General features: G+C 36.7%; 11 protein-coding genes and 1 other annotated feature. Of the genes, 5 read left to right on the top strand and 6 right to left on the bottom strand.

Translation table 11 applies throughout. The features are described from left to right. Window positions 1–245: 245 nt before the first annotated feature. A complete protein-coding gene (locus FSZ17_RS01715) occupies window positions 246–2,015 on the bottom strand; it encodes a sigma-54-dependent Fis family transcriptional regulator (protein WP_057776177.1) in 1,770 nt (589 codons plus the stop codon). 361 nt (window positions 2,016–2,376) lie between these two features. Between FSZ17_RS01715 and fdhA the strand changes: the two genes are divergently transcribed. Both fdhA and FSZ17_RS01705 read left to right on the top strand, forming a co-directional pair. Then, entirely contained in the window at window positions 2,377–3,591 is a 1,215-nt protein-coding gene (gene fdhA / locus FSZ17_RS01710; protein ID WP_057776176.1) for a formaldehyde dehydrogenase, glutathione-independent, read from the top strand. 12 nt (window positions 3,592–3,603) lie between these two features. Continuing rightward, window positions 3,604–4,368 carry an MIP/aquaporin family protein gene (locus FSZ17_RS01705; RefSeq protein WP_057776175.1) on the top strand — a complete coding sequence of 255 codons (765 nt, stop codon included), beginning with the start codon at window positions 3,604–3,606 and terminating at the stop codon, window positions 4,366–4,368. Window positions 4,369–4,399: 31 nt separating this feature from the next. On the opposite strand, the gene pdxR is transcribed toward FSZ17_RS01705, so the two are convergent. Next, window positions 4,400–5,824, bottom strand: coding sequence for a MocR-like pyridoxine biosynthesis transcription factor PdxR (pdxR, locus tag FSZ17_RS01700; RefSeq protein ID WP_082625412.1), 1,425 nt, complete (start codon window positions 5,822–5,824; stop codon window positions 4,400–4,402). 93 nt (window positions 5,825–5,917) lie between these two features. On the opposite strand from pdxR, the gene FSZ17_RS01695 reads away from it, so the two are divergent. Together FSZ17_RS01695 and FSZ17_RS01690 are read left to right on the top strand one after the other, a co-directional pair. Further along, the gene (locus FSZ17_RS01695; protein WP_057776174.1) at window positions 5,918–6,496 is read left to right on the top strand and encodes a GNAT family N-acetyltransferase; all 579 of its coding nucleotides are present in this window, start codon (window positions 5,918–5,920) and stop codon (window positions 6,494–6,496) included. Between the two features lie 170 nt (window positions 6,497–6,666). After that, entirely contained in the window at window positions 6,667–7,212 is a 546-nt protein-coding gene (locus tag FSZ17_RS01690) for a GNAT family N-acetyltransferase (RefSeq protein WP_057776173.1), read from the top strand. A 241-nt stretch (window positions 7,213–7,453) separates the two neighbouring features. Here the strand turns inward: FSZ17_RS01690 and FSZ17_RS01685 are convergent, their stop codons facing one another. The 4 genes from FSZ17_RS01685 to FSZ17_RS01670 all read right to left on the bottom strand — a co-directional run bounded on the left by FSZ17_RS01685 (window position 7,454) and on the right by FSZ17_RS01670 (window position 11,388). After that, a complete protein-coding gene (locus tag FSZ17_RS01685; protein ID WP_407643420.1) occupies window positions 7,454–7,999 on the bottom strand; it encodes an AAA family ATPase in 546 nt (181 codons plus the stop codon). Window positions 8,000–8,145: 146 nt separating this feature from the next. Then, complete coding sequence (gene argS / locus FSZ17_RS01680) at window positions 8,146–9,852, bottom strand: arginine--tRNA ligase (protein ID WP_057776172.1); 1,707 nt, start codon at window positions 9,850–9,852, stop codon at window positions 8,146–8,148. A 48-nt stretch (window positions 9,853–9,900) separates the two neighbouring features. After that, window positions 9,901–10,110: a binding site (T-box leader), on the bottom strand. Window positions 10,111–10,217: 107 nt separating this feature from the next. Next, window positions 10,218–10,649 carry a GNAT family N-acetyltransferase gene (locus tag FSZ17_RS01675; RefSeq protein WP_057776171.1) on the bottom strand — a complete coding sequence of 144 codons (432 nt, stop codon included), beginning with the start codon at window positions 10,647–10,649 and terminating at the stop codon, window positions 10,218–10,220. A gap of 37 nt (window positions 10,650–10,686) precedes the next feature. After that, window positions 10,687–11,388, bottom strand: coding sequence for a class I SAM-dependent methyltransferase (locus tag FSZ17_RS01670; RefSeq protein WP_057776170.1), 702 nt, complete (start codon window positions 11,386–11,388; stop codon window positions 10,687–10,689). A 257-nt stretch (window positions 11,389–11,645) separates the two neighbouring features. Here FSZ17_RS01670 and FSZ17_RS01665 point away from each other — a divergent pair, with 257 nt between their 5' ends. Next, a complete protein-coding gene (locus tag FSZ17_RS01665) occupies window positions 11,646–12,113 on the top strand; it encodes a COG4315 family predicted lipoprotein (RefSeq protein ID WP_057776169.1) in 468 nt (155 codons plus the stop codon). The last annotated feature ends 92 nt before the right edge of the window (window positions 12,114–12,205 follow it).

The raw sequence follows: 12,205 nt of genomic DNA, 5'->3' as shown, positions 1-12,205 counted from the left end.
TTTTTTCAGCTTAATGCATGTGTATTTGATTTTTTTGATTAAACTTTATTTCAAATCCTTAATAAAGCCTGTCTTTTTTAGACAGGCTTTTTTGATTGTGTTCTTATTTACAAATGGCACTTTTTTTCTACAAAATAGCGCACGATTGTCCATAATTGACGTCACTGAAACATTTTTTTTAGATCAAACGATTCTTAGCCTGTATATCTAACTTTTCCTATTAAAATTTCCTTAAATGAAGATTGCTATTTCTCCAAATTATATTTTTTTATTTTTAGATATAACGTATTTCTACTAATTTGTAAAATATTCGCAGCTTTACTTATGTTCCATTCTACTGATTGTAATGCCTTTAAAATTGCAGCTTTTTCTGTGTTGTTAAGTGAAAGGGGTATTTTCTCTTCAGAATCTTTCCTATTCAATTGCAGTTCATACTCGTCTTCAAAATGTAAATCCTCACCCTTTATTTCATTACCTTCTGCAAAAAAGGAGGCTTGCATGAGGACACTTTTGAGTTCCCGTATGTTCCCAGGCCAAAGATAGGAGATTAGTTTCTGCTTAGCTTCTTCAGATAAGGTTTTAGATGGAGTTTCCAGCTCTGTTATGAAGTGTTCTGCAAGCTCTATAATGTCGGTTCTATTACGAAGAGGCGGCAATGTAATAAAAATCCCTTTCAATCGGTAGTATAAATCTTCTCTAAATCTTCCTGCTTGTACCTCTTCACGCAAATTTTTGTTTGTTGCAGCTATCACTCTTGTATCGATGAATCTGACTATACTTCCGCCAATTCTGGTCACTATTTTTTCTTGTAAAACGCGGAGTAAAACCGCTTGCGCCTTCAATGGCATATCACCAATTTCATCGAGGAATATGGTTCCTCCATCCGCTGTTTCAAATTTTCCAGGAGCCCCTTCCCGTTTAGCACCAGTAAAAGCACCTCGTTCGTAACCGAATAGTTCACTTTCAATCAAACTTTCAGGTATTGCACTACAATTTAACGCAATAAATGGTTTCATTTTACGTGGTCCAGCCGTATGTAGAGATTGTGCTATTAGTTCTTTACCCGTACCGCTTTCTCCATAAATGATTATAGGATAATCCGAGAAGGAAGCTTTATTAACAACCTTCTTAACCCGAACAATCGATTCACATGATCCGATGATATCATGTGTTGTGTAAAGTTTTATGTCTTGAGAAAATTTTTGGTTAGTTTTGTGTAGAGAAACAATAGAACGAAATATTTTATTTGTTTGATCGGATAATATTTCTACCAAATTGCCTTGTTTAGCGTGAAACTCTTTTCCAATACAATCATCACCTAAAAGTTGACGTGCTGTTTGGTTTGCACGAATGATCTTTTTATCTTCATCAAGTGTAAGAAGTGGATAAGAGAATAAGTTTGTTGTATGATCTATTTCTTTTAATGTCAATAGCTTTTCGTGGTTTTTATGCTCCAAGAGCAGCCGATTCTGTACTGCTTCAGCAATTATACTCGCTAAGGATATCGTAAGTGGGTGATATAACTCTTTTCTCGCACTGATATTAACAGCCCCGATGAACTCTCCAGTTGGCGAATATATGGGACTTGCTGCACATGTAAGAAAGTGATTTGTAACAAAGAAATGGTGTTCAGCGTGAGTTATGATAGGTTTTTTTTCATGAATAACTAGCCCAATTGCATTTGTTCCTTTTATTTCTTCGGACCAATTAGAGCCAACGGACATATATTCAAATGACTCTTCAATGTCTAACTTTCCCATTTTATGAAGGATCGTGCCATTCTTATCAACAATAACTGTTACAAGTCCACTTGATTGAAAAGTAGGGTAAAGCTTTTCTAAAATGTATGTACTATGTTTAATCAAATACTCATTCTTTTTTATTACTTCTTGTAAGTCCTTTTCCATTAATGAGAAATCATTAATGGAATCTGTGGGTGAAAGTCCAAAACTATGACATCGCTTCCAAGAAAGATCAATTATCTTCCTTTGATTTAAAAAATTTACGGGTGACATCTAAATCTTTTCCCCCTTCATGAACTTTTGCTCTCAAGCTTGTATGTAGTTGACGGTCAACCTACTTTAACTACGCTAGTTAAATTCTTTGTAAAAACAAGCTTTGTGTATGCAGACTGACAACTTATTATTCATACAAAAGACACTTACTATTTATTATATTTACTCTGGCTTTAACGAAATATTCAAAATAATTTTTATCGTGTATCAAAATAGGACATATTCTGTTCATGTCTTGAACAAATTTCTTTTTTGTCAATTTAATAAATGATGATTTTCAAGGATTTTATGATTGGCACGATAATTGCAATATATATAGATTGAATCATCAATTTTTATTTAAAAGGGAGGAATAGAAAAGATGGCAGGAAACAGAGCAGTAGCGTATATGGGCCCTGGTAAAGTTGAGGTAATGGACATTGGTTATCCAGATTTAGTTTTAAGAGATGGACCTGGAGTAAATCCGCTCAACGTTGGGCGAAAATGTGATCATGGTGTTATCTTAAAGGTTGTTACGACAAATATTTGTGGAAGCGACCAACATATGGTTAGGGGTAGAACAACCGCTCCAGCAGGACTTGTACTTGGGCATGAAATAACAGGAGAAGTGATCGAAGTCGGCCGCGATGTAGAATTCATCAAAAAAGGTGATCTTGTTTCTGTTCCGTTTAATATTGCCTGCGGACGATGCCGGAGCTGTAAAGAGCGCAACACTCATATATGTGAAAATGTAAATCCTGATCGTCCTGGTTCAGCCTATGGATATGTAGATATGGGTGGATGGGTTGGAGGTCAGTCTGAATATGTTATGGTGCCTTATGCTGATTTCCAATTATTGAAATTCCCTGATAAAGATCAAGCGATGGAAAAAATTAAAGATTTAACGATGCTCTCTGATATTTTTCCAACAGGCTATCATGGGGCAGTGAGCGCAGGTGTTAAACCAGGATCTACTGTTTATATTGCAGGTGCAGGTCCTGTTGGGCTAGCGGCTGCACATTCGGCACAATTATTAGGTGCCGCTGTAGTTATTGTAGGAGACTTAAATGGTGAGAGACTTGCTCAAGCTAGAAGCTTTGGCTGTGAAACGGTAAATCTTCGTGAACACTCTGATTTGGGTGAGCAAATTGACCAAATTTTAGGTATTCCTGAAGTGGATTGTGCAGTGGACTGTGTAGGTTTTGAAGCATCTGCCCATGGAGCTAATGCTATAGAAGCACCAGCAACTGTATTAAACTCCATTATGCAAGTTACACGGGCTGGTGGACGTCTTGGTATTCCTGGTCTTTATGTAACGGGTGATCCAGGTGGAATTGATGAAGATGCCAAAATTGGTACATTGAGAGTTCGGCTTGGCTTAGGATGGGCGAAGGCGCATACATTTGTAACAGGACAAACACCAGTTATGCAATACCACCGTGACTTGATGAAGGCTATTTTAAGTGGAAAAGCACAAATTGCAAAGGCAGTAAATGCCACAGTTATTTCCTTAGACGAAGCGCCAATGGGCTATGAAGAATTTGACAAAGGTGTTGCCAGAAAGTATGTTATCGATCCTCATGGACTTGTGAAATAATGGTGGCGGGTAATGGAGAGAACTGGCCTGTTCAAACGATGTGTTGCTGAAGGTATTGGTACTGCATTACTAGTCCTTATTGGTCCTGGAACTGCTGCTTTTAATGGTTTGATTACGGCTAATAATAATGAGTCTACAACTTTGGCAGATATTGGCGTTATCAGTTTTGCCTTTGCGATTGTTGTTATGGCGATGATTTATTCAATTGGAAAATTTTCTGGTTGCCATATTAACCCAGCGGTTACGATGGCATTAGCTTCGACGGGTCATTTCCCTTGGAAAGAAGTATTTCCATATCTCATTGCACAATGTGTGGGTGGTGTCATTGGTGCCTTTGGAATCGTTATGGTTCTTGGCATAGACGGAGTATTATTAGGAAATTTAGGGGCCACTGTACTTGCTCCATCTACCGGTTATTTTCAGGCGATAGCAATTGAAGCCATTGCAGCATTTATTCTAATGTTCGTTATCATGGGAATTGCTGTAGACTCCAGAGCTCCTAAGGAATGGGGAGGGCTCGTAATCGGTTTAACGGTAGGAGGCATTATCATGATGTTTGCCGGCCCTACGGGAGCATCATTTAATCCCGCTAGAACCTTTGGGCCTTATGTTGTTGATAGTCTATTAGGAGGTAACATAGACTGGATACAATTCCCTATCTATGTTATCGGACCCCTAATTGGAGCGATAGCAGCCGCGGTTACTTATAATTTTATTGCAAGTTCAAGGCAGTTGCAGTTATCAAGTAAATCATCTCATAATGAAGTAGTTAAATAGAAGCCTGTTAGTCCCTGCCCGTTAATGAATTTTAGAGGCGGGGACTAGCACTTTTATCATTTGTTCTGATATGTGGGACAAGAGGACAGTTGTATAGCCATGTTTCTGCTAACTTAAAAATCCCTTCCCTTATTTCATCATTTGTTAGTCCTCCATAACCAAGTATCACCATGTGAGTATTTGGCTCCTCTATATATGAAATAGAAGCAGGATAAATTCGTATTCCTAAATCGATTGCTTTTTGGATGGCACGTTGTTCTGTTAAATAGTGAGGCAGCTTGAGTACAATATGCAGACCTGAATTTTCTCCGATGATTTCGAATTCCTTTGGTAAATAGGTTTCGATGGCTTGTAATAAAGTAAGATGTTTTTTCCGATAGGCGGTACGCATTTTTGCAAGATGTCGTTCGAAATAGCCTTCTTTCATAAAATCAGCTACTGTCAGCTGCTCGACACGAGAAACAGTAGATTTTTGGTGTCTATTAAATTTTTCGAACGCTTCAACAAGAGATTTTGGAAGAATCATATAGCTCATACGCATAGAAGGAATCAGAGATTTAGAAAATGTCCCAAAATAAATGACATGTTGAAGTTGATCGATTTGTGCGAATGACGGAATCGGTAATCCGTCAAAGCGAAATTCTGAATCATAATCATCTTCAATGATCAAGCTATTCTGTTCATTCGCCCATTTTAATAATCCCATACGTCTTTCGAGGGGCATTATCATTCCTAGTGGAAACTGATGGGCCGGTGTCGTGTACAATAAGTCTAATTTTTCAATCGGGATGGTTACGCCATGATGATCTACTTGAATAGGGAATACTTTAAGTCTTAACTTTTCAAATACAGCCTTTACTCGAATAAATCCAGGCTCCTCCATACCAACACATATATCCAAACCGAAAAACTGACATAAATCCTGCAACTGCATTTGCGTGCCGCTATATAGGAACACTTGGCTTTCTTCACATTGTACACCACGAGAACGCCCCACATATTTAGAGATTTCTGTTCGTAATGTCCACTCTCCTTGCCATGGACTATTCACTAAGCTCGCTTCTTCGATGTGTTGACGTATTAATCGTTTCCAAATGTGGTATGGAAAAAGAGTTGCATCTACATGCCCAGAATTAAAATCGATTAATACTTGTTGATTCAAAGATTCTGTAGATTCGATATTAGGTTTATTCGACGCTGCTGGCTGCCATTCTTGCTCGAAGGCTGAAACAAAATAGCCTGAGCGTTCTCGACTCATGATATAACCTTCCGCTAATAATTGATCATACGCTTCACGAACGGTATGTACACTTACACCAAGTTGAGTGGCAAGCAGACGTTTTGAAGGGAGTTTACTTTGGGGAACAAGGATTTTATGAAGAACGGCTGTTTTTATTTGTTCATAAATTTGTATATACATAGCCTTCCCTTGCTCTAAATAAATGGGCAGTTCCATTGAAACCTCCTTTTGGTATGGTCAATATTTTTCTTTTTGGTTATTTTTATCATACCAAATTTTCATTTTAATAGTGGTAAGGAGTGATAAACGATGGAGAATATCAAATTAAAAAACGAAATTGTTTGTTTAAAAGTAATGGATGAAAGTGATATTGACGAGATTTTTGAAGCATCCAAAGATCAATCCATTTGGCAGCATGCGACGCAGAACATTACCACGAAAGAGGACGTTATTCACTACGTACAAAAAGCACTTATGGCAAAAGAGCAGGGAATAGAAATTCCCTTTGTTATCATTAATCAAAAGACAAATCAAATCATCGGTTCGACTAGATTGATGGATATACATTTAGAACATAAGCGATTAGAAATTGGTTCAACATGGCTACATCCAAACTATTGGCGTACTGCTATCAATACAAATTGTAAGTATTTGCTGCTAAGGTACTGTTTTGAAAATATAAACCTACAACGCGTACAACTCAAAACAGATCATGCGAATTTACGTTCACAAAAGGCCATTGAACGAATCGGAGCGATAAAAGAAGGCATCCTTCGCAACCATATGATTCGCCAAGATGGCACAGTACGTCATACCGTTATGTACAGTATTACAAAGGAACAATGGCCAGAAGTAAAGGAACATCTTGAGCACTTAATAAGTAAATAAGATAATTGCTTATCCGTAATTAATTCAACATATGGGAGACTACTATTATCAATATTTACCATTTATATATATATCTTATCGACAAACAAGGTCAGGGGTCTGCAGAAAAAAAGATTACGAGGCTCCTCCCCTGTTTTTCTGAATCAATTTTATTATGAATGGAGTATGTCATGATAATTAACAAGCAAGAGTTTTATGTTAATGGGCTAAATTATACTGTTAGATCGGCAATCGAAAAAGATGCAAAAGATTTGTCTGAATTAAGAGTACAGATTGATGGAGAGACCGAAAATTTAGACAGAGAACAAGGCGAGGCATTCATAGATGTACCCGGTTTTGAACATATCATTAAAACAGATACTGAAAGTAAAAGGAATTTATTCTTAGTTGCGGTCGTTCATGATCGGATTGTCGGGTTTTCAAGATGCCAAGGAAATCAATTGAAAAGATTCTCTCATAAAGTAGAATTCGGAGTCTGCGTATTAAAAGAGTATTGGGGATACGGTATTGGGAAAAATCTTTTACAAGAATCTATTTCTTGGGCTGACTCCAATGATATTAAAAAAATCACTTTGAATGTTTTAGAAACGAATGATAATGCCATAAAACTCTATAAAAAGCTTGGCTTCGAAATAGAAGGTGTATTAAAAAATGACAAAATCCTTTCTGATGGCAACTACTATAACACTATTATTATGGGAAGATTTAACGAATGACTCCTAAAACTATTGGGGTCATTTTTCGCGATGAGGAACTAACTTTTTGTTCTAATGAAGTTTACCGTCTATACCTTACCCCTTGAACTAGCAATAGTATGTATTTTATAGTAGTAGTTTGAAAGTGAAGGATGAATAAAAAGTTATACCAGAGTGAAAAGTAATCTTTGTAAAGCTCATTTTTTTAAAAAACGAAGGAGGTCGCCAATTTCTTTCAGCGACCTCCTTCGTTTTTAACATGTTAAATTTCCGCTTCTGAATAAACTCTCTTTAAAATTTCATCAACAGTCTCATCTGGGGTTAAATTTGAAGAATCGATCCACATACCAATCCGTGGTGTTTCTGATTGCAAGACTCTTTCAAGAGAAGCAATATCTAATGCACCGTATCCTTTTTTCTGGCGAGATGCTTCCCTAGCAGCAACAACATCAGGGCTAGGCGATAAAACAATTACATACAGAGGCCCTTGCTGGATATACTCAACAACATCTTGTAGCATAGGACCAATTATTACATCCTGCAATACCACATTAAATCCTAATTTGAAATATTCGTCTGCTACATAAGCAGCAAGTTTATATCGAAGTCGTAATTGCTCTAACGCTTCATCGGAAGGGGTACCTGACATTCCAACTTCACCATTTACTATCATTTTTCTAAACACATCTCCACGAACATGGACACTCTTATCCATACGCTCTGAAAGAAGTTGAGCAATTGTAGATTTACCAGATGCCATTATACCAGTGATTAAAAATATTCCCTTTTCATTTTCATTTTTTATCATACTCATTCCCCCGTTATTTTTTGTCATAAGAGGACATCCACTCATCTTATCTGAATAATATTAATTTTATTAGCGAATATATATCTTTATTCACAGGGCATATTTACAAAACGAGTAAAAATCATTTTGAATAACGATCGGACCTATCACATTTGCTCAGGAGCTTTAAGTCCTAACAAACGCAATCCTTCTTTTAAAACAATTGCTACTGCCTTTACTAACTGTAAGCGTGCTTGCTGTTGATCATCTTCCTTTAAAATTTGGACGGTTCCGTAATATTTGTTAAAAGCTTGTGAAAGATCTATTGTATATTTTGCAATTTGCGAAGGGTCAAACTGATTGTATGCATGTTTAATGACATCTTCAAATTTCATTAGTAAGGATAAAATAGCCCAGGCCCTATCATCTTCATAGGTTTCATAAGAAAACAGACCTTGTTCCTCTAATTTTCCTTTTCTCAGGATAGAGCATGCACGTGCATGTGTATATTGTACGTACGGTCCAGTTTCTCCCTCAAAGGTGAGCATCGCTTCAAGAGAAAACTCAATATCATGTAAGCGATCATTTTTAAGATCATGAAAAATAACAGCACCTACTCCAACCCTCTTCGCTACTTCTTCTTTGTCTGCAAGATTAGGATTTCGCTCTTCAATATTTTTAGCTGCCAGTTTAATCGCTTCTTCAAGCACCTCTTCTAATAGAACAACTTTTCCCTTTCGAGTCGACATTTTCTTTCCATCTTTCAACATCATTCCGAATGGGATGTGGTGCATATCTTCTGACCATTCATACCCCATCTTTTTTAAGACATGAAAAACTTGATTAAAGTGAAGAGACTGTTCTCTGCCTACTACATATAAGGCTTTTGCAAAATCATACTCTCTTTTTCTAAAAAGAGATGCAGCCAAATCTCTCGTTGCATACAATGTTGCTCCATCCGATTTTTTTATAAGGCACGGTGGACTTTCATGTTCATCTAGAGTAACAACCATCGCCCCATCTGATTCTGAAAGCAGCTGTTTTTCATTGAGTAGTTCTACAACCTCATCCATCTTATCATTGTAAAATGCCTCTCCATTAAATGAATGAAACTCAATTCCCATAAGCTGATAGATCCGTTCAAATTCCTTTAAAGACTCTTCACGGAACCATTTCCATAATGAAAGTGCTTCTTTATCTCCTTCCTCTAATCTTTTAAACCATAATCGTCCTGTATCTTCAAGCCCTGGTGTTTTTTCCGCTTCTTCATGAAACCGGACATACAAAGCGAGTAATTCCTTAATCGGATTAGCTTTTACTTTTTCTTCATTTCCCCACATTTTATAAGCCGTAATTAACTTGCCAAATTGTGTACCCCAGTCACCTAGATGATTTATCTTTATTGGTGTGAACCCACACTTTTCCATGATATTCGCCAATGCGTTCCCAATAACAGTAGAGCGTAAATGGCCCATCGAAAAAGGCTTCGCAATATTAGGCGATGAAAGATCAATTGAGATGTTTTTTCCATTACCAATGGACAGACTTCCGAACTTCTCCTTCTGATTAAGCACTTCCATTACAATTTCATGCCCAATTTTCTGTTTTGCTAAAAAGAAGTTTACATATGGCCCAACAGCCTCAATTTTTTCAATATATTCATGATTAATGTTAAACATAAGATCTTGAGCAATTTGTGGAGGTGCCTTTCTTAACTTTTTGGCTAATAAAAAACACGGAAATGCATAGTCGCCCATTTCCTGTTTTGGTGGAACCTCTAGAATTTTTTCAATTTCTTCTTTAGAAAAACTATCAATCCCCATACTAATCAATGTGTCCTGAATAGATGAGATGACTATTTTTTTGTACTTCATCACCAAACCTCCTAATTTGTAATAAAAAAAACCCCATCTCTAAAATCGTTTAGAGACGAGGGTTTTGCTCGCGGTACCACTCTACTTGCTTAAAAAGCCTGCTTGAAAATGTAACGGTTATAACCGGACTTATCTACTTATCATTCAATAAGCCTTCTCCGAGGTGCGCTTCATAATCGATTTCGTACCGGGATCCCACCATCCCCAGCTCTCTATAATCGAAGCTTCGATTATTACTCTCCTCTTCTAAGAATTATCCTTTATTAATTTATTTTTCCGTATTATACACTAAATTTTACTATAAAATCCATTTTTTCTTTTAATATTCAAAAATCAATTTGCTGCTATCTTCATCCATCCTCCGCTTAAATAAGACTTTTAACAAATCCAATACTTTTTTCGGCATAGCCCATTTTAATATAAAATTTATAAGCATTTTCTCTCTCTTGACTCTTTCCGCTGTTTAGTCCGATTCCAGTAGCTCCTGTACTTCTAGCCCAGTTCTCTGCTTCTTCTATTAGTTTCATGCCTATCCCTTTATTGCGATAGTCCGAATCTACGACGAAGGCTACAATTCGAGCATAGGAACCATCCATTTCATAATAGAATCCTATTACTAAACCGATCATTCCAACAACTTTGTCATCAATAGTAGCTACCAATGTGTAGTAGCTTAAGCTTGATTCAATATGGGTAAATCTAAGTTTCATCTTTTCAATAGTAGTTGGATATCCAAGTTGAGTCATTAACGCCGCTAATTCAGGTATATCATTTGCATTTGCTTTTCTAATTTCCATGCTATCACTCCAAAGATATTTTTATATCCCGACATTTTCATGATTGAAATAGCGCAGTCAACAAGCCAGATACACCAAAAACATCATTAGGCTGTTTAATTTCCTTCATTTTTCTTATCTCAATTTCCTTGAAATCCTTAAAGATGGATCTTAATTTTTCATCAGTAAAGCCCAATCCTCCTTTTAGGCTTCTTAATCTATATACCTCCCAATCTGTTATTTCCGCACCGCCTAACGCCCCACCTGGAACAAAACAAGTAATGGCAAAGAAGCCATTTGGTTTTAAAGCTTTTTTTACTAAATTTATGTAACTCATTCTTCGGTGAGGAGCAATATGGTGAAAGCAGCCTGAATCATACACTATGTCATATGTACCTTCCTCGATGTCTAATGCAAAGATATTTTCATTGATGAAGTTTACATGGACATTCTTTTCATTTGCTCGCTCTTCTGCCCATTTAAGAGACTCTTGTGATAAATCTACGGCATCAACCGTACAGCCTTTTTCAGCAAAATAAATGGCGTTTCGACCTGGGCCACAGCCCAATTCGAGAACTTTTCCTGGCTTAAAAAGATTATTTTCAAAGTAACAAACTAAATTTTCATCTGGAGAGTTAACAAAAAACGGAACATCTCGATCACGTTCAGTATAAAAGTGATCCCAAAACTGAGTTGGCTCTCTCAATAAGGAATCTAACATTTCCATTAAATCCTCGTAATCATAAATCGTTTCTTTCAATGTTATCCCTTCTTTGCAATTAAATTTGTCTAATTTAATTATACTAAAATTTACCAATATTTTCGTTATATATAAAGTATTATTTTCAATCGCAAAAGTCCCTTTATCACAATTTATTTCTGCCTTGGCACCATTCCTAAGATACTTGTATTTCTTATGTTTTTAAGTTAACAACAAGTAAAAATTTAAATCGAACCTTTTCTAATTTTCTTTCGTTACCTTTAGTGAAAAGAATAGATGCGGAGGAGGATTTAGTGATGAAACAGTTTATGTGGCTATTCACTTTTCTTTTAGCAGGTATACTTCTTGGAGGATGCAGCTCTGAGGATGCGGACAAAAAAGATCCAGTAGAAGAAACAACTGCAGAGGAACCGGTATCAGCACTGAAGCTGATGGAAAATGAAAAAACAGGCAAGTACCTTGCTGATGCTCAAGGCATGGCACTTTATTACTTTACGAAAGATAAGCCTAATACAACAAACTGCAGTGGTGAATGTCTTGAAAACTGGCCTGCTTTCTATTCTGAACATCTAGACGCTCCTGATGGATTCAATAAAGATGACTTCGGAACAATTACTCGTGAAGATACCGGTAAGAAACAGACAACCTACAAAGGCTATCCGCTATACTACTTTGTAAACGACAAAGCACCTGGTGATGTAAACGGCCAAGGGGTCAAAGATGTTTGGTTTATTATTAACAACGAAACAATATTTGCACAGTAGCATTCTTCCAATGGAACTGCCCAACGCTAGGCAGTTCTTTTTCCTCTTCCCACTTTTATCATTCCACCTTAACTAACTTATGATTTATACTA

The organism is Cytobacillus dafuensis (genome assembly GCF_007995155.1).
In the GTDB taxonomy this organism is placed as follows: domain Bacteria; phylum Bacillota; class Bacilli; order Bacillales; family Cytobacillaceae; genus Cytobacillus; species Cytobacillus dafuensis.
Note: the sequence above shows the minus strand (reverse complement) of the source record. Positions and strands in the feature narration are given on the sequence as shown.

Bases quoted from the DNA above. Each gene is read 5' to 3' on its own strand.
- FSZ17_RS01715 (WP_057776177.1), bottom strand. From the start codon at position 2,015: ATGTCACCCGTAAATTTTTTAAATCAAAGGAAGATAATTGATCTTTCT.
- fdhA (WP_057776176.1), top strand. From the start codon at position 2,377: ATGGCAGGAAACAGAGCAGTAGCGTATATGGGCCCTGGTAAAGTTGAG.
- FSZ17_RS01705 (WP_057776175.1), top strand. From the start codon at position 3,604: ATGGAGAGAACTGGCCTGTTCAAACGATGTGTTGCTGAAGGTATTGGT.
- pdxR (WP_082625412.1), bottom strand. From the start codon at position 5,824: ATGGAACTGCCCATTTATTTAGAGCAAGGGAAGGCTATGTATATACAA.
- FSZ17_RS01695 (WP_057776174.1), top strand. From the start codon at position 5,918: ATGGAGAATATCAAATTAAAAAACGAAATTGTTTGTTTAAAAGTAATG.
- FSZ17_RS01690 (WP_057776173.1), top strand. From the start codon at position 6,667: ATGATAATTAACAAGCAAGAGTTTTATGTTAATGGGCTAAATTATACT.
- FSZ17_RS01685 (WP_407643420.1), bottom strand. From the start codon at position 7,999: ATGATAAAAAATGAAAATGAAAAGGGAATATTTTTAATCACTGGTATA.
- argS (WP_057776172.1), bottom strand. From the start codon at position 9,852: ATGAAGTACAAAAAAATAGTCATCTCATCTATTCAGGACACATTGATT.
- FSZ17_RS01675 (WP_057776171.1), bottom strand. From the start codon at position 10,649: ATGGAAATTAGAAAAGCAAATGCAAATGATATACCTGAATTAGCGGCG.
- FSZ17_RS01665 (WP_057776169.1), top strand. From the start codon at position 11,646: ATGAAACAGTTTATGTGGCTATTCACTTTTCTTTTAGCAGGTATACTT.